This is a genomic window from uncultured Megasphaera sp., assembly GCF_958350005.1.
Taxonomy (GTDB): domain Bacteria; phylum Bacillota; class Negativicutes; order Veillonellales; family Megasphaeraceae; genus Megasphaera.
On record NZ_CATWFF010000014.1, the window covers coordinates 1 to 21,525 of the forward strand.

The window sequence follows — 21,525 nt, forward strand, 5'->3', positions numbered from 1 at the left end:
TTTCACGGGGCTTATGTTTCAAATTTTTCGGGACATTTTCATAAATGCTTGACATATTTTTTTGCTAACTTCTTCTGCCCATTACAATATGGAAATGGTGAAAAAAAGCAACAGCAATGATGTAATTTCCATCATTGCTGCTGCTTTTTTGCAGTATATATGGTGAAAGCAGGTCTTAGTCCATATCGACAATCTTGCCGGGATTCATGATATTGTTCGGGTCCAGGGCTTTTTTAATTGCCTTAATCATCTTCAATTCGCCTTCAGGCGTACATTTTGCAAATTCTTCCAGTTTCTTGTAGCCAATACCGTGTTCGCCGGACATTTTGCCGCCCAGTGCATATACCCGCGGGAACAGGTCGCGATGGAAGGCTTTGATTTTTTCAAACCATTCTTCCGGCGATAATTTCTTGACATTCAGAGGCAGAACATGGATGTTGCCGTCGCCAATGTGTGCCACTGTTACGCAGTACAGGTCGTACCGTTCGCGGAGTTCCGGAATCTGTTTCGTAATATCGGCAATTTTGTCCAGAGGTACGACGAAGTCTTCGGTCTGGAACATTTTATCCAGGTTGCGGGCTGCTTCAGCAAACTGTTTGCGCAGTTTCCAGATTCGTTTATCTGCTTCAAATTCGTCAATAGAGCCGTTAGCTTCAGCTAGGTCGCAGAGGGTTTCCATCTTGCGGTCCAGTTCGTCTTCGTTGAACGTTTCGACCGTAACGATAACGTAGTCGCAGCCTTCATCGACGTGAGGCATGGGCATGTCGAGGAATTTGCACGTAATCTTCAGCGCTTCATTGTCCATGAATTCGATACTGGTCGGGTCAATGCCGGCTTTCAGAATCTTGTTCGGCAGAGCAAAGGCTTCTTCATCGGTCTTAAATACGCAGACCATGTTGAAGTTGTACGGAGGAAGCGGACGGAGACGAACTGTAACTTCCGTAATAATGCCGAGAGTGCCTTCCGAACCGGCCAGAAGCTGTTCCAGGCACAGACCGGTAGAGCATTTCTGCAGGCGCGCACCTAAGGTAACGATATCACCAGTCGGCGTAACGACTTTCAGGCTGTATACCTGATGACGGGTCGTGCCGTATTTGACAGCTTTATTGCCGCCGGCGTTGTTGGCAACGTTGCCGCCGATCTGACAGCTTTCAGCGCTGGACGGATCACCGGCATAGAGGAGGTTGTGCTTCCGTGCTTCTTCCTGGAGCTGGCCCGTCAGAACGCCGGTCTGGCAGACAGCATACATGTTGTCAGCATCGAATTTCAGGATTTTATTCATCCGTTCCAGTTCGACAACAATGCCATGGTATACGGGGATAGCGCCGCAGGCAACGCCGGAGCCGGCAGAACGCGGCGTAAGGGGAACGAGATATTTATTGGCCAGTTTAACGATTTCAGCTACTTCTTCTGTCGTGCCAGGGAATACGACCACTTCTGGTTTGTGGAAGTAATAGGAGTTGCCTTCTTCATCGGTCTGATAGGCAGTCAAGTAGTCATCATCGGTTTTGACGTATTTATCGCCTACAACTTTACGTAATTCATCTACTAATTCCGGCGTAACCGGGTTAAATTTAGTTGCCATACTGAAACGCTCCCTTTCATCTTTTCATGCAGTAGTATTGGATGAGTGCTGTATTCTTTCACCATAGATGCGTTGTTGCAGGCACTTCTGTGTGCCTCGTCGTCCACGGCGATTGACGTTAGTATAGCACGTAGCCGCATCTTGTAAAGGCCGTTTTTTCCCGATTCATACTGGAAAAGGGCTTCCCCTGTTGGGAAGCCCTTCTCGTTTTTCCGATAATTCCTATTGGTTTTACGTTTTACGATTTCTATGCTTTTTACGAATTATATAATTTTCGAATGGTGCCTTATTCTTTTTATCTATTCTTTTTCTGCCAGTTCTTCCCAGCGGGCATAGGCTTCATCAAGCTGCTTCTGCGCCGCTTCATATTCTCTGGTCAGTTCCATCATCTGGGCCGCATCGGTCTGTACATCAGGCTGATTCATCTGCACTTCATACATTTTCAGCGTCGCTTCCAGCTCGGCAATTTTCATTTCCACCTTGTCCATCTTGGCTGCTGTGCCGTAGGCAGAGGTCTTGCGGGCCGGTGCCGGTGCCGGCGACGTTTTTGCCGGAGCCGGCGGAACTGCTACCGGAGCGGCGGCATGCCTTTTCGTCGCTTCTTCAGCCTGCTTCTGGGCGGCCAGTTCTTCTGCTTCCCGTTCTTTTTCCCGGTAATATGTGTAATTTCCCAAAAATTCTTTCAGCTTTTTATGTTCCAGTACGAGGGTCCGCTGCGTAATTTTATCGAGGAAATAGCGGTCATGGGATACGACGAGATAGGTTCCGCCAAAGTCGAGAAGCGCCTGTTCCAGCACTTCCCGCGTAGGAATATCCAGATGGTTCGTCGGTTCGTCGAGAATCAGGAAATTGGCGCCCTGGAGAAACAGCTTAAGCAGAGCCAGGCGGGCCTGTTCGCCGCCGCTCAGATTATCAATGACCTTGAATACGTCATCGCCGCGAAACAGGAAATGGCCCAGTACGGATCGGGCTTCGTCCTCGCCGTAGCTGAAGCCGTTCATGATTTCTTCCAGCACCGTCCAGGCACCGTGCAGATCTGTATGTTCCTGGGCAAAATAGCCAATGTGGACGCGGCTTCCCAGGACGATATGGCCATGCTGAGCTTCGAGCTCACCCATAATCATGCGCAGAAGCGTCGTCTTGCCGGCACCGTTGGGACCGATTAGCGAAGCTGATTCGCCGCGCCGCAGGAGCAGGGAAAGATGATCGAAGAGCTGACGGTCTGCATAGCCGCCGCAAATATCATCGAGGACGAGCACTTTCTGCCCGCATTCTTCGGCTTTGGCAAAATGAAAACGCAGTGATTCCGCTTCCGGTGCCAGCTCAATCCGTTCCAGCCGGTCCAGCTGAGACTGGCGGCCTCGGGCCTGTTTGGCCTTGATGCCGGCTTTATACTTGCGAATATATTCTTCTGTTTCCCGGATATGTTCCTGCTGCTTTTCATAGGCCCGTTCCATGGCCCGGCGCCGGTCGCGGCTCTGCTGTACATAGCGGGAGTAGTTCCCCTTGTATTTCGTCACTTTCCCATGATCCAGCTCCAGAATGCCCGTGGCCACGCGGTCCAGGAAATACCGGTCATGAGATACGATGAGGATGCCGCCGCCATAGGACAGCAAATACCCTTCCAGCCATTCGAGCATGTCCATATCCAGATGGTTCGTCGGTTCATCGAGGAACAGATAATCAGGCCGCCGCACCAGCGCTTTGGCCAGGTTAATGCGCGTTTTCTGGCCGCCTGAAAAGGACTGGACAGGCCGGTCCATGTCGGCGTCAGTAAAGCCCAGGCCATTGACGATCTTACGCGACAGGGATTCATATTCATAGCCGCCGAGCCATTCAAACCGCTCCTGCAGGCGGGCATAGCGCTGCATGGCTCCTTCATCTTCCGGATGGCGCTGCATCTCCTGTTCTGCTGCTTTCAGCTGTTCTTCCAGATGCAGCACATCCTGCCAGGCCTCAGTAATGGTCTGGCGCAGGGTGATGCCGTCGTCAAAGGTAATATCCTGCTGCAAATAGCCGACCGATTCGCCTTCAGACACGACGAACATGCCTGCATCGTACTCTTCTTCTCCCATCAGACACTTGAGGAGTGTCGATTTTCCAGCGCCATTGGCGCCAATCAGTCCAATCCGTTCACCCCGGCGGATTTCAAAGGTTACGTCTTTAAACACCGTATGAACGCCAAAGGACTTTGTCAGTTTCTGTACTTTTATACTTCCCATGGAATATCCTTTCCCTGATGTAATTGTTATCATACATAGCACCTTAAATTATAGCATAGATACAGGCAGCCTTGTAGAGCTGCCACAGCCTGGACGGCCTTTCTTCTGCACGATTTTATGCCGCAAAAGAATAGGCATCATGCAAAAGTACGCACGCAAATTCCTTAAAGTTAAACCTTTTACCTGAAAATTCTTAAAAAATTTGTCTTGACTTCCCTTGCCGGCGTGTGTATAATTAGCGTCAGCAAATAACAAAACAGTGTTGATTGGGAAAAGTACTTACAAACTCCTTCCATTACAGAGAACCTGCTGAATGGTGCGAAGCAGGATGGAACGTTGTCGGGAAAATCACCCAGGAGCTGCCAGCTGAACACTTTGGCAAGTAAGCGTGGCCGACTGACAATCGTTACCTTGTCGGGCATTGAACGTCGAATAGATTGTTATTCTTCGGTGATGTCTGTAAAGTGGCCGTACACACGGCAATAAGAGTGGTACCGCAGAGCACAACGCTTTGTCTCTTTTTCAGGAGACAAAGTGTTTTTTTATTGAAAAACCGCAATCATCCCGTTTGTTATTCGCCTATTTCTACTTCAGGTCTTTATGTATAGGAGGATTTACTATTATGATGCAGTATGTTTCCAAACTAAGTGGTTTTGTCGGCAAGAATCTGACCTACCTGGTCCTGGCCGATATCGTAGCCGGATATTTCTTCCCAGGAGCCTATACCTGGGCAGTTCACAACACGGTCTTATTGTTAGGCGTCGTCATGTTCGGCATGGGCATGACCCTGCACGCTTCCGATTTCCGCCTGATCGTACAGCGGCCCAAGGAAGTGCTGGTCGGCAGCGTATGTCATTACACGATCATGCCGATTCTCGCCTATGCCCTGACCATGGTATTCGGCCTGACTCCGGAACTGGCTGTCGGCATGGTTCTTCTCGGCTCCTGCCCCAGCGGCACTGCTTCCAATGTCATGAGCTTCCTGGCCAAAGGCGACGTTCCCCTGGCCGTATCCATCACGACGGTCTCGACACTGCTGGCTCCGATCATGATGCCCTTCCTCGTATGGGCCTTTGCCGGTCAGTGGGTTACGGTTTCCTTCCTGTCCATGGCTGTTACGGTTATGAAAGTTATCCTCGTTCCCCTGGTTCTGGGTCTTCTCGTTCATCGTGTTCTTGGTGAAAAATATATCGAACAGCTGCAGAAATGCCTCGTCCTCGTATCGGCCTTTGCCGTTCTGTCCATCCTCGGCGGCGTCGTCGCTGTAAATGGGGCTAAAATCCTCTCCATCGGCGCATTCATGGTCGTCCTCGTCCTGATCCACAACATCGGCGGCTTTGCTCTCGGCTACTTCGCTACGGGCAAACTGGGCCTCGGCAAACGGCAGCAGCATTCGGTAACGCTGGAAGTTGGCATGCAGAACGATGCTCTGGCACTGTCCATTGCCGCTATCTACTTTGCTCCGACCGTCGCTATTCCGGCCGCTGTCGGCGCCGCTGTTCATCAGATCACAGGCTCCCTGCTTGCCGGCATCTTTGCCCGTCATATGGATGCCTATGAAGCAAAGCAGCAGAAACTGGCCGCCGAAGAATCGACAGTTCCCGCAGCTGGACACTAAGACGCTGCGCTGCTGAACAGCCTTTTCAAACACATCTGTATCGTTATAACATACGAAACGCCCTGGCTCTGCTGCAGCAGAACCGGGGCGTTCTTTATTTCATATTATATTATATGTAATTTCAGCCGCTTACATGAGTTTCAGCATGTCATCCAAATTGCCGGCCTTAAAATACGAAAGATCAGGTTTTTCTTTCAGCAGAGCCAGGACATACGCCAGGGCGCTTTCTGCACCGGTAATAAGACCTTTTTCGCCAATGTCGAATTTCGCATTATGGTGATTGGCACCGCTGCCGACTTCGGGGTCCATAATGCCTGTAAAGGCCAGAATGCCCGGATACATGGACAGGTCAAAGGCAAAGGTTTCCGAAGCCATCCAGTGGGTCGTCGGATACAGCGTGTCGGCACCGAGTGTATCGGCAACGGCTTTGCGGGCCAGAGCTGCACAGGTCCGGTCATTCATGGCAACGGGGAAGAACTGTTCTTCCACCATTTCCGACGTGCAGCTATAGTCAGCGCATACGTCGTCGAGGAGTTTATGGAAGGTCTTGCGGAACATGACGCCGTCTTCATCGGAGAAGAAGCGGCACGTACCGGCAAAGGTCATGTCGTCAGGAATAATATTCGGTTCCTGACCGGCCTGAACGGAACCAAAGGAATAGGTCAGGCAGTGATCCGGCGATACGCTGCGCATGCGGATAGACTGAAGAAGCGAAGAAAAGGCCAGGAAGGCGTCGATAGGATTAATGGACAAATCAGGGCGCGATCCATGACCGCCTTTGCCGTTGATTTTGACACGGAAGAAGAAAGCCCCGGACATGACGCCGTCGTCGAGGACAGCCATCTTGCCGGCAGGAACATCCCAGCGGACGTGAGTGCCGTAGCAGGCATCAATATGAACCTGGTGTTCCTGCAAATATTTCAGCAAATGGCCGGCACCGCGTTCGCCAAATTCTTCGGCCTGTTCAAACATGAGGATAACCTTGCCTTCCCATTCGTCTGTATGCTGGGCCAGAATCTTGCCTTCTGCCAGCAGCATGGACATGTGGCCGTCATGGCCGCAGGCATGGGAATAGCCGGCATTTTTGGAGACGACGATTTTGGGCTTGGACAAATTAACCGGGTCTTCTTTAACCGGCAGGGCATCCATATCAGCACGCATGAGCACCGTATAGCCCGGCTTGCCGCTGTCAATGGTGGCCAGAATGCCGCCGCGGGGAACGCGGACACTGGGAATGCCCCATTCCTTCAGTTTTCCTTCTATATAGTCCATAGTCTTAAATTCATGCTGCGACCCTTCCGGATATTCGTGGAAGTAACGGCGCATGGCAATGAGTTCATCTGCTTCCTGCTGAACATATTCTTTAATATTCATAGAAATCCCTCTTTTCAACTTGCATTTTGTAAATCAATTGTATTATAGACCGGTCTTCATAGAGCGTCAATTCCTTTCTAATACATCTGGAAAAGAAATGTTTCACAAAAATATTTGACAAGCCGTCGGGAAATGCCGTACCATTAACGGTAAGATTAGTATTATACTAAATAATAAAGATACCATAAGGGGGATATAATGAAAGAATTATCAAAAAAAATGCCGCTCTTTACGGAGTCCGTCATCCGTCATATGACCCGCATTTCTGACGAATGCGGCGCCATTAACTTATCTCAGGGATTTCCTGATTTCCCGCCGCCAAAGCCGCTTCTCGACCGGCTGGCTCAGGTAGCCTATGAAGGGCCGCACCAGTATGCCGTTACGTGGGGAGCGCAGAACCTGCGCGAAGCCATTGCAGAAAACCGTACAGGACGGCTGGGAATTCCCATCGACCCTAATAAAAACATTGTCGTCACCTGCGGCAGCACGGAAGCTATGATGGCTTCTGTCATGGCTGTCGTCAATCCTGGCGAAAAGGTCATCGTCTTCTCGCCGTTCTATGAAAACTACGGTGCCGATGCCATTTTATCCGGTGCCGATCCCATTTACGTTCCCTTGTATCAGCCAGATTTCCATTTCAATCCTGACGAACTGGAAGCAGCGTTCAAACAGAACCCGAAGGCTATTATTATCTGCAATCCTTCCAATCCTTGCGGCAAAGTATTTACGCGGAAAGAACTGGAATTTATTGCCGACCTGGTCAGAAAATATGACACCTACGTCATTACCGATGAAGTATATGAATACATCCTGTACAAACCGAATGTATACACCTATATTTCCACTTTGCCCGGCATGTTTGAACGGACTATTGCCTGCAACTCCCTGTCCAAGACCTATTCCATTACGGGCTGGCGTCTCGGCTATGTCATTGCTTCGCCGGAAATTATCGACTGCGTCAAGAAAGTGCACGATTTCCTTACTGTCGGCGCAGCCAGTCCCCTGCAGGAAGCAGCTGTCGTAGGCCTGAGATTTCCGCAGAAGTATTACGACGACCTGCAGGAACTGTATACGCGCAAGCGGGATCTGTTCTGCGACGGTCTGACGCGCCTGGGCTTACAGCACACGAAGCCCCAGGGTGCCTACTACGTCCTGATGGATATTTCCGAATTTGGCTGGGACGATGACAATGACTTCTGTGAAACCATGACCCGCAAAGTCGGCGTTGCTGCCGTTCCTGGATCGTCCTTCTTCCGCGAACCGGTCAACAACCTCATTCGCTTCCACTTCGCCAAGAGCGAACCAATGCTGAACGAAGTACTGAACCGCCTGGAAAACTTAAAGAAAATCATGCAGAAATAACATAAAAAAAAGATGTCCCGCCAAAGGACATCTTTTTTTGCGCATATTTATCGGGTTTCTGCCTGTTCTTATGCCAGCAGGCCTTTTTCCTTGATGAACTGAGCCAGCATTTCTGCCGTAACGGTCATCAGTTCCGGACAGGATACGGGACCGCCGTTGGCGGGACTTTTCAATACGCGGCAGTCTGATGAGCCGAAGCGATTCATCCACAACTGATAAAATTCATGAACAGGCCCGTTCATTTCAGGCTTCGTCTTTTCTCCCGGATTCGCCCGGCCGACCAGCAGGCCCAGAATGAGACAGGCGCTGTTCAGGGCACCGCAAATATCTCCTGAGCCGCCAACACCGCCGCCCAGTACGGACATCATGCGGAACATTTCGTCATTCATGTGCAGATCCATCATGTCATTGCTGACTTTGCTCACCGTTTCAGCACAGTTATTGCCTTCCTTCAAATACTGCGCCGCTAATTCCTTAATCGTTTCCATTGTATAGTACCCTCCTATATTCTCATGGTCTATACAGCATTATAGCACACTTTACAGACCTGCGGCGCCATAAGACTTCAGAAAGCAGCATATGCCGCAAACAGTGACTATCGCCGCTATCCATGCCAATTTGTTATCTTGACAAATAGCCGATTCATGATACACTAAGTGCAAGACAATTTCAAATCCTTTTATCCAGAGAGGCGGAGGGACTGGCCCTATGAAGCCCGGCAACCGATAACGGCGGTGCCAATTCCTGCGGAAGCAATTCCGAGAGATAAAGACGACGCATTCCCCTTTTCTCTCTCGGAAAAGGGAATTTTTTTGGACTGAAAAGGGCGTTAGTCTCATTTTATATCTCAGGAGGAATTGCATATGAAAAAAAGTAACCTTATTACTGCATTCGCGGCAGCAGCGCTGCTCGCCGTATCTGTCTTCGCTGCCGGCTGCGGCAGTGATGCCCCTACAGGGGGACGGGAAGTATCCAAAAACACGACGATTACCGTCGGCGCCACACCGGTACCGCATGCGGAAATTCTCAATGAAATCAAACCGCTTCTGACCCAGGAAGGGATTGACCTGAAAGTCGTCGAATTTACGGACTATGTCAAGCCAAACCTGGCCCTGAATGACAAAGAACTGGATGCCAACTTCTTCCAGCACACGCCGTATCTCGATAAATTCAATGCCGAACGGGGCACGAAGCTGAAAGCCATCTGCAAAGTCCATGTAGAACCGATGGGCATTTACTCGCACAAAATCAAGAAGCTCGATGACCTGCAGGACGGTGCCAAAGTCGCTATTCCCAACGATCCGACCAATGGCGGCCGTGCCCTTCTCGTACTGCAGAGTGCCGGTCTCCTGTCCCTGAAAGACGGCGGCACCATTGCTTCGACGATTCAGGATATTACGGAAAACAAGAAAAACCTGCAGTTCGTCGAACTGGAAGCAGCTCAGATTCCCCGCTCCGTCGACGATGTGGACATTGCCCTGATCAACACGAACTTTGGCCTGGAAGCAGGCTTTAATCCGCTGACAGACGCATTATTCCTGGAAGCTAAGGATTCGCCCTATGCAAACGTCCTCGTCGTCCGCGACGGTGATGAAAACCGGCCGGAAATCCAGAAACTCGTGAAAGCCCTGCAGTCGCCGGAAGTGAAAAAATTTATTGAAGAAAAATATAAGGGCGCAATCTTGCCGAGTTTCTAAATACCATATATACTAAGTAGTAACAGGGCGCGCGCAGGCGCGCCTTTAGTATCTCATAAAGGAGTATGAGTCCATGCATACAAATGAATTATTTGCCAAGAAAACGGTATTTTCTTTTGAAGTATTTCCTCCCAAGCGGGATATGCCTTTAGATGTGATATATCCGACTCTGGAAGAGCTGAGCCTTCTTAAGCCTGATTTCATCAGCGTAACCTGCGGTGCCAACGGTCAGGGCGGCAACCGCACCGTAGAAGTCGCCTCGGCTATTAAGCATCAGTATCACTGCGAAACGGCAGCCCACATGCCCTGCATTTATCTGACCGAAGAAGAAGCACTGCACACGCTGGACGAGCTGAAAGCAGCAGGAGTGGAAAACATTCTGGCCCTGCGCGGCGATGAAACGCCTGGCCGGGAACGGGCCCATGTCTTTGAACACGCCAGCGACCTCATTGCCTTTATCAAGAAACACGCACCGGAATTCAACATCATCGGCGCCTGCTATCCCGAAGGCCATACGGAAGCGAAAACCATGGCTGCCGACATCCGCAACCTCAAGACCAAAGTCGACGCCGGTGCAAGCGAACTGATTTCCCAGCTTTTCTTTGACAATACCATGTTTTACCGGTTCCTCGAACGCTGCGAAATCGCCGGCATTGATGTGCCTATTGAAGCTGGCATCATGCCGGTTACCAACAAAAAGCAGATCGAACGGATGGTATCGCTCTGCGGCGCAACGCTGCCGGTTAAATTCCAGCGGGCTATTGCCAAATACGGTGATAACAACGATGCCATGCTGGATATTGGCATTGCCTATGCAGTCGATCAGATTACGGACCTCCTGGCCAACGGCGTAGACGGCATTCACGTCTATACCATGAACAATCCCTACATTGCCAAACGCATTGCCAGCGCAGTCAAGCACTTGCTGTAAACGCAGACAACCCCTTGCAGAATTACTCCTGCAAGGGGTTGTTTCATCTATAGGACTTATATTATTTGGCTTTACTGCCGCCCAGATAGGCTGCTGTAACCTGCGGATTGGCCGCTACATCGGCTGCCTTGCCATGGAGAACGATCCGTCCTGTTTCCATGACGTAGGCATAATCAGCAATCTGCAGCGCTTTCTTGGCGTTTTGTTCGACCAGCAGTACTGTCGTACCGCCTTTATTAATATCCTGAATGACGTCGAAGATTTCCTGTACGACAATAGGCGCCAGGCCCATGGACGGTTCATCCAGAAGCAGCAGTTTAGGACGGGCCATCATCGCCCGGCCAATGGCCAGCATCTGCTGTTCCCCGCCGGACAAGGTGCCGCCGTACTGCTTTTTCCGTTCCAGAAGGCGCGGAAATTTCGCATAGACTTTCTGTATGTCTTCGGCAATGCCTGCCTTGTCACTGCGCTGGTATGCACCTAAATACAGATTATCTTCTACGCTCATATTCTGTAAAATCTGCCGGCCTTCCGGAACCAGAGAGATTCCTTCATGGACGACCTGATAGGATTTTTCATGGCCCAGAGGCTTTCCCTGGAACAGAATCGTTCCTTCTTTCGGCTTAATAATACCCATGATGGTCTTCATAGTCGTAGACTTGCCGGCGCCGTTGGCACCGATCAGGGAAACGATGGCGCCTTCCGGCACAGACAGGCTAATATCCTTCAGGGCCATAATATTGCCATATCCGGCAACGATATGTTGTAACTCAAGCAGCATTATGCATCCTCCTTGCCCAGGTACGCTTCAATAACAGCGGGATTCTGCTGAATTTCCTGCGGCGTTCCTTCGGCCAGTTTCTGACCGAAGTTTACGACCAGGAGCCGGTCACACAGATGCATGACCAGGTTCATGTCATGTTCAATGAGGATGACGCTGACGTGATACGTATCCCGCAGGCCGCGAATGAGATCACTGAGCCCGGCAGTTTCACTGTCATTCATCCCGGCTGCTGGTTCGTCCAGGAGCAGCAGCTTGGGATGGGTCGACATGGCCCGGGCAATTTCCAGCTTGCGCTGTTTGCCATAAGGCAGCGACGAAGCGATACAGTCAGCATCCTTATCAAGGCCGACGAAATGGAGCAGCGCCATGGCTTCGTCGCGGGCCTTGCGTTCTTCTGCCTTCTGAGCCCGCGAATGAAATACACTGGCCAGAATACCGGCATGAAGCTGTGTGTGGCAGCCGACGAGGCAGTTTTCCAGTACGGTCATCTGCGGAAAGAGGCGGATATTCTGGAACGTACGGGCAATGCCGGAAGCCGTAATCTGATGAGGCTTTTTGCCTTCAATGGACTGCCCCTGAAACAGAATATCCCCTTCTGTTACCTGGTACACACCGGTAATCAGGTTAAACAGCGTCGTCTTGCCGGCGCCGTTTGGACCGATAACGCCGTAAATTTCTCCGTCAGCAACGGAAAATGAAATATCAGAAGATGCCGTAACGCCGCCAAAGCGCTTTACGACATGCTGTAATTCCAGTAGCATACTTACTGCACACCGTCCTTCCCTTGACTTTTATGACGCCAGTTGGACAGGCGCTGCATGACATCGTACGATAAAATGCCGTCAGGCCGGAAGGCCATGAGGGCAACGAGCATGATGCCGTACATCATATCGCGGTATTCTGCCAGATCCCGCAGCAGTTCCGGCAAAATCGTCAGGATGACTGCACCCAGCGGCGAGCCCCACATGACATTGCTGCCGCCAAATACGCAGTACAGCAGAGCATCGACGACTTTATGCCACGAAAAATCTGTCGGGCTGATGAAGTTTGCCGTATGGGCAAAGAGCGCACCGGCCAGACCGGCAAAAAATGCACTGAACAGGAAGGACATCATCTTGTAATAGACGACGTTAATACCTGATAATTCAGCTGCATGTTCATCTGCTTTAATGGCTGCAAAGGCTCGGCCAATGCGGGACTGTTCCAGACGGTGCCAGAAGGCCAGAATGACGATGACGACAATGAGCAGGACAATACACATGCTCAGCTGGCCAGCTGTCTGCGTATCCAGTTCCAGGGCGTCAATGAGGCCCAGGTCACTGGCAATATCACCAAGGGACCCGGTCATGGACGGAATGCCCGACAGCCCCAAGGCGCCATTGGTAATCTTTAAATTCAGCGCCAGTACGCGGACGACTTCGCCAAAGCCCAAGGTAGCAATGGCCAGATACATACCGCGCAGCCGCGTCGTCGGAATGCCGACAATAAGGGCTACAGCAGCAGCAACGAGGCCGCCGGCGACGATGGCTGCCGGCATGGGCACGCTGGCCTGCATGGTCAGAATGGCTGACGTATAGGCACCAAAGCTCATGAACCCGGCGTTGCCCAGGGACATCTGGCCTGTGCACAGGGTCATATATACGGACAGGGCCAGAATACAGTTAATGCAGACAAATACAAAGACCTGCAGGACATACCCGTTTAGTATTTCATCCATTATGGTCTGCCCCCTTTTCCCTTTTTGGCAAACAGCCCTTCTGGCCGGAAGAACAGAATGAGGATGATAATGCCGAAGGCAACGGCATCGCGATAAGACGAAGCGCCGTAGGCCACGCTGAATACTTCGGCAATCCCCAGGATAAAGCCGCCGGCCATGGCGCCGCGGACATTGCCCAGGCCGCCCAGAATGAGGACAGCCAGGCCTTTAAAGCCCATGGTCATGCCCATGGTCGGTTCAATAGCATTAAAGGAGAGACCGACCAGTACGCCCGCAGCGGCACCTAGCGCAGAGGCAACCATGACCGTAAAGGTAATGATGCGGCTCGTATTGATGCCAAGCAGACCGGCTGTTTCAATATTTTCTGACGTAGCCTGAATGGCTTTGCCAATCTTCGTCTTTTCCAGCAGCAGCGTCAGAAGAATCATGAGAATAACTGCCGTGCCAAAGCCGACAATCTGAATGGTCGACACTTTAAACAGACCCATGTCCATGAGAGCACCTTCAAACTGCGGCGGAAAGGACTGCGTCTGAGGACCCCAGATTTTCAGGGCCAGGCTTTCCAGAAAGATGGACACGCCAATTGTACTGATAAGCGGTGCCAAGTGAGTAACTTTGCGGCGGCGCAGCGGACGCAGTGCCAGGTATTCCAGCAGGAACCCCAGCACAGCACCGCCGATCATGGCGCCTATAAGAGCCGTAATAATATTGCATCCAGCCTGCGTTACCAGAATCAGGCCGATGAATGCGCCGAACATGAAGATTTCCCCATGAGCCATGTTGATAATATTCAGCACGCCAAATACCAACGTGTACCCAATGGCAATAACTGCATAGGCGCTTCCCAGGTTTAATCCATTTATAAGCTGCTGAAAAAACACGATGCTGTTCCTTTCTAACACGGAAAATCTACAATACGATTACGAAAGCGGCGTCCATTTGCCGTCTTTAATGATGAGGACATCCAGGTCCATAGAAGGATCACGATGATCGTCGAAGGAGAACTTGCCCGTAATGCCGTCATAGTCCTTAATCTGAGCCAGAGTATCGCGGAACTTCTTGCGGTCCGTCGTAGTGCCGGATTTTTCTACGGCTTCATGGATAATGTACATGGCGTCATAGGCCTGTGCAGCGAACTGATCCGGTTCATGGCCATATTTGGCAACGAAAGCTTTGCGGAAGTTCTGCGTTTTTTCACTCTTCCGTTCCGGGTTCCACGGCGTAGCAACCATCGTACCGTCAGCAGCAGCACCGGCCTGTTTGATATATTCCGGGCTGTTAAAGCCGTTGTTGCCGATAATAGGCTGATTCATGCCCATTTCACGGGCTTTCTTGGCAATGAGGGCGCCTTCCTGATACAGGCCGGCAACGGCGATAACATCAGGATTAGCAGCCTGAATCTTCGTCAGCTGTGCCGAGAAGTCCGTATCTTTATCAGCAAAGGTTTCTGTAGCGACGACTTCAATACCGGCATCGGCGAATACTTTCTGGTAAATTTTGCTTTCGCCAACCATCTGGTCGTTATTATTAGAATACAAAATAGCAACTTTCTTAAAGCCCAGTTTCTTCTGTGCCTTTTCTACGGTCTGAGGAATAGCCAGCTTGCCAGGGATGGCGTTACGGAAAATATAATCGCCAATGTTCGTAACATCCGGACCTGTGCCGCCCGTTGTGAAGGAGACGACTTTAGCCTGCTGGGCAATAGGGCCGGCAGCCATGACTTCCCCTGTCGTCATTGGGCCTTCAATAGCCAGAACCTTGTCCTGTTCAATGGCCTTTTTCATGGCATTAATAGCTTCGGTCTTATCCAGTTTCGTATCATAAGTCTTCAAATCAATTTTAACTTTTGTGTTCGGGTCCTTGTTAATTTCTTCAACAGCCAGATCTACACCGTCTTTCATAGCCTGTCCATAAGCAGCACCTGGGCCGGTATAAGCTGTAATAAAACCGATCTTGGCCGATTTGCCATCAGCACCGGCACTGTCCTTACTGCCGCCGCAGCCGGCAAAGGCTGCAGTCATCATAACGGCCAAACCGACCGCTACACAACGGGAAATCCATTTCTTGTTCATACGATTCAACTCTCCTTATCTATTGATACATCTGCGCTGCAGCTTTTCCCAAATAAAAAACGCCCCTGTTTTCTCACAATAGGATCATGAGAAAACAGGGGCGTCATCACGCGGTACCACCCTGCATTATACTCGTTCTGTTCAGTCTGCCTGTAACGGGGCCACCGCTCTTCCTTACTCTGTTCACGAAGAGGACTCGCGAGTGATATATTCAAACGACAGGCTTTATCAGCTCACACCTTCCGCTGACTCTCTGTAAAAAGGGGACTGCGTTTTTTTTGCTCTCGTTCTCCGTCTGTTTATCTGGGTAACTTTATCAACTTTCGCTGCATGCCCTTATTATAGAGACTTTTGCGGACTTGTCAATACGTGTTATTCTAAAAAACACCCTATATTTCATATTTCTATGTCATATTGGAATAATTAAACGTTTAAGGCACATTGTTTCACAAAGTCCTGCAAAAAAAACGTACCCTATCGTATAGATAAGGCACGTTTACATGGTCTTATTATTCTACAATCTGCAGATCCTTGCTCGTATGATTCAATACTTCACAGCCATCTTCGGTGACGATGACCAGGTCTTCAATACGGACGCCTACATCCCCTGGGAGGTAAATACCCGGTTCAATGGAAAATACATACCCTGGCTGAACGGGATTGGTATTTACAGAAGACACATCTTCTCCTTCGTGGTCTTCCAGACCGCAGCAGTGGCCCAGGCGATGGGTGAAATACTTGCCGTATCCCTTGGACGTAATATAATCGCGGGCTGCTGCATCAATATCACAGAACCGCACGCCAGGCTTTACGAGGTCAATGGCCTTTAAATTAGCGGTCCGCACTGTTTCGTATACGTCCCAGGCGTGATCGGATACGGACTGATAAAATACGGTCCGCGTCGTGTCAGAGCAGTAGGACTTGTATTTGCAGCCAATATCGAGGATAACGCTGTCCCCCGGTTTTACCAGGGAATCATCGTTCGCATGATGGGGATCGGCTGCATTGGCGCCATAGGCAACGATGGGGTCAAAGGAATGGCCTTCAGCTCCCAGTTCATCCCATATATCGCCGAGAATTTTGCCCATCTTCTTTTCCGTATAGCCTTTGCCGACGAGGGCAATCATGCGCTGTACGGCAATATCGTTGAGGCGGGACGATTCCCGCATGAGGGCCTGTTCTTCCTTATCTTTGACCATGCGGGCCTGGTCAATAATAGGCGAGCCGTTTACCAGCCCCTTGACAGCGTTTCGTTCCATCAGGCCCAGGACGAAGCGGGCCGGCCAGTTCTTATCAATCCCCAGTATGGCCTCAGGATCCAGGTATTGGCTGACAATGGCAATGCCGTCCTGGTTATCATTGAGCCAGACCAGTTCTGCCCCCAAGTCTTCTGTAATAGGGAACAATTCATTGACAAATAATATTTTTTTCCCGCCCGTCGTAAGATACAGGGCCAAGAGCCGTTCGCCAGGATGAATCCACTTTCCTGTAAGGTAAAAAATAGCGTGCGGATCCGATACGAGCAGCTGGGGAATATGCTGTTCTTCCATGGCAGTGAGTACACGATGCAGTCTTTCTTGATTCATGATAAAACCCTCCTTATGTCCAGTTTATGCAGTATATAAGTTATTCCGTAAATCCTGTTTTCTGAACGAACCGCCTCCACAGGAGCAGGCCCGATACGATGACGACGGCAGCACCGCCGATCATTTCAATTTCATAAACAATATTTTCTTCCACTGTCTTCATAACCGGCGCCAGCGACAGCACTACGCCCAGCAGGACGACTCCCAGTACGACGCGGGCAATGGTCTTGGCCGTTTCATTACTATGCGCCATTTCGAAAGGCCGCACTTCATCAGGCCGGTCCGTACGCAGCCTGATATAGGCGGCAAACAGCATGGCATAGGGGAAGAGGGTCGTCAGTGCCGTCATGGTCACGAGGATGTTGTAAATGGCATCGACCGACGGAATGAGCGACAGAGCCAGAACAAGAACCGTAACGATGCAGGCCTGAAAATATACGGCCCGTTCGGGAATATTCTTCTCATTGACCTTGGTCAGGCTGGCCGGAAAGATACCGGGCTGTACGCTGCCGAACAACATCTTAATCGGCGACGCAATGTACAGAATAATGGCGCCAATAATGGAAAGAGCTATGCCAAAGGCGACGAGCTGAATAAACCAGGTCCCAAACCCAAGGTACGACGAAACAGCTGCCAGGCCGACCAGAATGCCCTGAGACGCCGTAATTTCCGCAGGCGGCACGATCATGGTAATCGCAATGGACCCGAGGACATACAGCCCCGATACGATAGCGGCGGCAATAAAAATAGCCCGCGGAAAATCGCGCTTGGGATTTTCCATTTCCGTTACGAAGTTGGCCGTTACTTCAGCGCCGGCCAGGGCAAAGAGAACAGACGAAATGGCACTGAGTGAATCCATGTTCAGCTTGGGCATGAGAGTCTCTGCAGTATACGTCGAAGCGACGGGATAGGAGCCGAAGAGAACGGCAGCAAAGGCCATGACAACCAGTAGGATGGCCGGAATGGTCGAGCCCAGGGCGCCAACGCGGGTGAAAATTTTGCCAAAGGTCATACCTTTCGTACTGAGTACGGACAGGACCCAGAAAATAACCAGAGACAGGCCCATGACGAACAGCTTGTCATCGGCCAGGGCCGGCTCGTTGATGGCATAGGAAATGTTAATAATTAAGAACGTTAAAAATCCGGTATACCAGAAAATACGGCACGTCCAGTTCAGCCAGGCCACCATGAAGCCGTATTTTTCACCATATGCTTCTTTGACCCATTGAAACAGGCCGCCGTCTTTGGGATACGTCGAGGCCAGTTCGGCACAGATCAGGGCAAAGGGCACGAAAAAGATAAAGGTCGCCAGAATCCAGATCGGAATGGCCCCCAATCCCAGGCCAAAGCTTTCTGCCGTCGATTTGGCAATCCAGCGAATGCCAAACAGAGCAGCTACATCCATAAATACCAAATCCCATAAGCCAATCTTCTTTCCCATTATACATCCCTTTCTTTCTCAAACAAATCAGACACTATACCGTTGCAGTTTAAGTATTCCTTGATTTCGATATTATCATACTAATTTCACTTTGTCTATATTTTATACAGATATACAGTAAAACCAGCGATATTTATTTAGTATAACTGTAATTATAAGTTTCTCTGCAGGCATACGGTCTGCCGCAGTGCCTATTGTGAGGAAACAGGAAGTGTGTTATGATGAAAAAAATACCCAGCAGGAGGACGTTATGGGGGATATTGCCGAAAAGATCCGAAATTTACGAAAACAGAAAAATTTAACCTTAAAAAATCTCAGCGAAATGACAGATTTGTCGATCAGCTTTTTATCGCAAATCGAAAACGGTTCGTCTTCACTGGCCATTACGTCATTAAAGAAAATTGCCGATGCCCTGGACGTGCCGATTACGTATTTCTTCGACGTGCCGCAGCACCATGTGTATGAAACGGATGTTGCCGCTGAGACGCCGTTTCGCCTGGAAGGTTCCAATGCAGAATTCATCCGCCTGAGCGGCGAATTTCCCAACCGCAAGATGGAAGGACTTATTACCATGCTGCCGCCGCACAGCCAGCACGGCGAATCGTTCTGTCATCCTGGCGAAGAATTTATCTATGTCCTGTCCGGAACGCTGACAGTCAACCTGGAAGGCCGGGACTATCATATTCAGGCAGGAAATGTCATGCATTATCCATCATCCCTTCCCCACCACTGGCGCAATGAAACGGCAGAAACAGTCAAATTGCTGTCCGTCGTTACACCGGTCATTTTCTAGGCAAAAAGCCTGTCCTCACGATGCATTCCATGAGGACAGGCTTTTTCTTTTTTTCGCCAGAAGGGCTGACTATTCTTTTAATACGTATCCATAGGCACGAGTACGGCCATCATCATCTTTTTCCAGGTACACACCCTGAATTTCCGACGCAAAGCCGGGCAGTTCATTTAAACTGTCTTCCAGGGCTTTAAAATACTGGACTGCCGTCGGCGACCACCGTTCACCGGGAACGACGCAGAGAATGCCCGGCGGATAAGGCAGGGCCCCTTCCAGGGCAATGCGGCCTTCAATTTCGTCGAGAGGAACGAGCTCGCCTTCGCCGCGAATAAAGGCATACTGGGCATCTTGCGGATTTAAGACGTATTCCGGGAAATACTCCCGGCGGAACAGTTTTTTCTGCAGATCCTTTACGTTCCGGTCTTTATAGAAATCGTGCATTTCCTGGCACAGACGGCGGATGGAATATCCGGCGTACCGGGCAGGATGGGAATTATATACGCCAAGCAGCACTTCCTGCATGGGCACATTATTATCGACAAACCGTTCAAACCGGACGAGCTGAGATGTTAAAAACCGCAGCTTATTCCGGTTTTCTGCCGGCGTAAGCAAAAACAGGATAGAGTTTAAATCACATTTTTCCGGAATGACGCCGTTGCCCCGCAGATACGTGGCCAGAATATTGGCATGAATGCCGAAGTCTTCGTACTCGCCTGTTTCGGCATCAATGCCCGGCGTCGTCAGGAGCAGCTTGCACGGATCGACGCGGTACTGATCGGGGCCGTACCCTTCAAAGGCATGCCACTTGGCGCCAGGTTCAAAGGTAAAGTAGGCAATATCATCGGCCATGGCTTCCGTGTCGCCGTCCTGCCAGGGCTTGCCATGAACCACAGGGGCCACAAAGGGACGAATATACCGGCAGCGCTGGAGAATGCTCTTTCTGGCATCAATGCCCAGCTTGACGCAGTCCCGCCACATTTTGCGGCCTGCATCGCCGGCATGGATCTTGGCGTTGACGGCAATGGTGGCAAACATGGGATAAAAGGGACTGGTCGACGCATTGGCCATGAAAGCATTGTTAAAGGTCTTATGGTTGCAGTACCGTTTCTGGTTGTGAATATGGTTGTCTTTCTTGTGAATCTGCGAAGCCTGGGAAAAACCGGCCTGCTGTTTGTGCACCGACTGCGTGACGAAAATCCCCGGATCGTCTTCGTGCAGATCCAGCAGCAGCGGCGAGCTGTCCTTCAGCATGGGAATGAACTGTTCATACCCGGCCCAGGCCGAATCAAAGAGGATATAGTCGCAGAGATGGCCTATCTTGTCGACGACATAGCGGGCATTGTACAGCGTCCCGTCATACGTATCGAGCTGAATGACAGCCAGGCGGAAAGGCCGCTTGGCCTTTGCTTTTTCCGGATCCCGTTCGGCAGCCAGGTTCCGCAGATACGTTTCGTCAAAACAATGGGCATCGACGCCGCCAATGAAGCCATAGGGATTGCGGGCCGTTTCCAGATACACCGGCGTGGCACCGGCCTGGGTCAGGGCTCCGAGGGTAACGGATTTATGGTTGTTCCGATCATACAGGACGAGGTCGCCTGGCGTCAGCAGGGCGTTCGTAACGACTTTGTTGGACGACGAAGACCCGTTGAGGACAAAGTAGGTCTTATCGGCATGGAATACTTCGGCAGCAAAATCCTGCGCTTCCAGTGCCGGTCCTTCGTGAATGAGCAAATCGCCAAGAGTAACGTCGGCATTGCAAATATCGGACTGAAAGATATGAGGTCCGTAAAAATCATAGAGATAACGTCCAGCCGGATGTTTTTTGAAAAATTCGCCATCCTGATGGCCTGGGCAGTCAAAGGGGTTATTTTTTTCACTTACATATTCGACAAGGTCGGCAAAAAACGGCGGCAGGACAAACTGTTCATAATTGCTGGCCAGCCGTTCTGCTGTGGCAATACAGCGGCTCTTGTTCACCATTTCTTCCGTAATAACGGCATCGACTTTGCCGATGTACTTATGAGGAATCTTTTCTCCGCCCGGCATGATGACGATAATGGGTATTCCAAATCCGGTCGCATCAATTTTATCAATATAGGCAAAATCCTGATCGGACAGTACGGCTACAGCTACATCTGTGAAATCAGTCTGTTCGACCGGCACGATTTCCCGGTCGCTGTCTACAAAGTAATATTGTACATCAAAGCTGTACGCTATCTTCAAGTGTTTCATATCTTTCTCCTTATCCTCTTCCTTTTCTCTGTATGGTAATATATATCGTCATTGTAAAGAATTCCCTTATATATCACAAGACATATAGACATATAAGTAAAATTTAATACTTGT

General features: G+C 50.4%; 17 protein-coding genes, 1 riboswitch and 1 other annotated feature. Of the genes, 5 read left to right on the plus strand and 12 right to left on the minus strand.

From position 1 onward, the window contains the following. Nucleotides 1-175: 175 nt before the first annotated feature. Entirely contained in the window at nucleotides 176-1,585 is a 1,410-nt protein-coding gene (locus tag Q3886_RS01765) for an FAD-binding oxidoreductase (protein WP_301859445.1), read from the minus strand. Between the two features lie 299 nt (nucleotides 1,586-1,884). After that, the gene (locus tag Q3886_RS01770) at nucleotides 1,885-3,807 is read right to left on the minus strand and encodes an ABC-F family ATP-binding cassette domain-containing protein (RefSeq protein WP_301859461.1); all 1,923 of its coding nucleotides are present in this window, start codon (nucleotides 3,805-3,807) and stop codon (nucleotides 1,885-1,887) included. Nucleotides 3,808-4,060: 253 nt separating this feature from the next. After that, nucleotides 4,061-4,329 (plus strand) — a binding site (T-box leader). Between the two features lie 100 nt (nucleotides 4,330-4,429). On the opposite strand from Q3886_RS01770, the gene Q3886_RS01775 reads away from it, so the two are divergent. Next, nucleotides 4,430-5,425, plus strand: a complete 996-nt coding sequence (locus tag Q3886_RS01775; RefSeq protein WP_301859446.1) for a bile acid:sodium symporter family protein — start codon at nucleotides 4,430-4,432, stop codon at nucleotides 5,423-5,425. 129 nt (nucleotides 5,426-5,554) lie between these two features. On the opposite strand, the gene Q3886_RS01780 is transcribed toward Q3886_RS01775, so the two are convergent. Next, nucleotides 5,555-6,799 carry a M20 family metallopeptidase gene (locus tag Q3886_RS01780; RefSeq protein ID WP_301859447.1) on the minus strand — a complete coding sequence of 415 codons (1,245 nt, stop codon included), beginning with the start codon at nucleotides 6,797-6,799 and terminating at the stop codon, nucleotides 5,555-5,557. Nucleotides 6,800-6,997: 198 nt separating this feature from the next. Between Q3886_RS01780 and Q3886_RS01785 the strand changes: the two genes are divergently transcribed. Continuing rightward, entirely contained in the window at nucleotides 6,998-8,161 is a 1,164-nt protein-coding gene (locus Q3886_RS01785; protein ID WP_301859448.1) for a pyridoxal phosphate-dependent aminotransferase, read from the plus strand. A 68-nt stretch (nucleotides 8,162-8,229) separates the two neighbouring features. On the opposite strand, the gene Q3886_RS01790 is transcribed toward Q3886_RS01785, so the two are convergent. Further along, nucleotides 8,230-8,649 (minus strand): C-GCAxxG-C-C family protein, encoded by a 420-nt coding sequence (locus Q3886_RS01790; protein ID WP_301859449.1) that lies wholly within the window; start codon nucleotides 8,647-8,649, stop codon nucleotides 8,230-8,232. A gap of 188 nt (nucleotides 8,650-8,837) precedes the next feature. After that, nucleotides 8,838-8,933: riboswitch (SAM riboswitch) on the plus strand. A gap of 91 nt (nucleotides 8,934-9,024) precedes the next feature. On the opposite strand from Q3886_RS01790, the gene Q3886_RS01795 reads away from it, so the two are divergent. Further along, complete coding sequence (locus tag Q3886_RS01795) at nucleotides 9,025-9,858, plus strand: MetQ/NlpA family ABC transporter substrate-binding protein (protein WP_301859450.1); 834 nt, start codon at nucleotides 9,025-9,027, stop codon at nucleotides 9,856-9,858. A 73-nt stretch (nucleotides 9,859-9,931) separates the two neighbouring features. Beyond that, nucleotides 9,932-10,789 (plus strand): methylenetetrahydrofolate reductase [NAD(P)H], encoded by an 858-nt coding sequence (gene metF, locus Q3886_RS01800; RefSeq protein WP_301859451.1) that lies wholly within the window; start codon nucleotides 9,932-9,934, stop codon nucleotides 10,787-10,789. A 61-nt stretch (nucleotides 10,790-10,850) separates the two neighbouring features. On the opposite strand, the gene Q3886_RS01805 is transcribed toward metF, so the two are convergent. The 7 genes from Q3886_RS01805 to Q3886_RS01835 all read right to left on the minus strand — a co-directional run bounded on the left by Q3886_RS01805 (nucleotide 10,851) and on the right by Q3886_RS01835 (nucleotide 18,389). After that, nucleotides 10,851-11,567, minus strand: a complete 717-nt coding sequence (locus Q3886_RS01805) for an ABC transporter ATP-binding protein (RefSeq protein ID WP_367881542.1) — start codon at nucleotides 11,565-11,567, stop codon at nucleotides 10,851-10,853. Nucleotides 11,568-11,569: 2 nt separating this feature from the next. Then, nucleotides 11,570-12,334, minus strand: coding sequence for an ABC transporter ATP-binding protein (locus tag Q3886_RS01810; protein ID WP_301859453.1), 765 nt, complete (start codon nucleotides 12,332-12,334; stop codon nucleotides 11,570-11,572). A gap of 2 nt (nucleotides 12,335-12,336) precedes the next feature. Further along, a complete protein-coding gene (locus Q3886_RS01815) occupies nucleotides 12,337-13,290 on the minus strand; it encodes a branched-chain amino acid ABC transporter permease (RefSeq protein WP_301859454.1) in 954 nt (317 codons plus the stop codon). Then, a complete protein-coding gene (locus Q3886_RS01820) occupies nucleotides 13,290-14,171 on the minus strand; it encodes a branched-chain amino acid ABC transporter permease (RefSeq protein WP_301859455.1) in 882 nt (293 codons plus the stop codon). Before Q3886_RS01820 ends, Q3886_RS01815 begins: the two co-directional genes overlap by 1 nt. Before the next feature lie 39 nt (nucleotides 14,172-14,210). Next, nucleotides 14,211-15,362 carry an ABC transporter substrate-binding protein gene (locus Q3886_RS01825; RefSeq protein WP_301859456.1) on the minus strand — a complete coding sequence of 384 codons (1,152 nt, stop codon included), beginning with the start codon at nucleotides 15,360-15,362 and terminating at the stop codon, nucleotides 14,211-14,213. A gap of 509 nt (nucleotides 15,363-15,871) precedes the next feature. Next, nucleotides 15,872-16,948: a Xaa-Pro peptidase family protein gene (locus Q3886_RS01830; RefSeq protein WP_301859457.1), complete on the minus strand. Its 1,077-nt coding sequence runs from the start codon at nucleotides 16,946-16,948 to the stop codon at nucleotides 15,872-15,874. A 40-nt stretch (nucleotides 16,949-16,988) separates the two neighbouring features. Beyond that, the gene (locus Q3886_RS01835; RefSeq protein ID WP_301859458.1) at nucleotides 16,989-18,389 is read right to left on the minus strand and encodes an APC family permease; all 1,401 of its coding nucleotides are present in this window, start codon (nucleotides 18,387-18,389) and stop codon (nucleotides 16,989-16,991) included. Between the two features lie 250 nt (nucleotides 18,390-18,639). Here Q3886_RS01835 and Q3886_RS01840 point away from each other — a divergent pair, with 250 nt between their 5' ends. Next, entirely contained in the window at nucleotides 18,640-19,182 is a 543-nt protein-coding gene (locus Q3886_RS01840; RefSeq protein ID WP_301859459.1) for a helix-turn-helix domain-containing protein, read from the plus strand. Between the two features lie 69 nt (nucleotides 19,183-19,251). On the opposite strand, the gene speC is transcribed toward Q3886_RS01840, so the two are convergent. After that, complete coding sequence (speC, locus tag Q3886_RS01845; protein WP_301859460.1) at nucleotides 19,252-21,411, minus strand: ornithine decarboxylase; 2,160 nt, start codon at nucleotides 21,409-21,411, stop codon at nucleotides 19,252-19,254. Nucleotides 21,412-21,525: the final 114 nt, after the last annotated feature.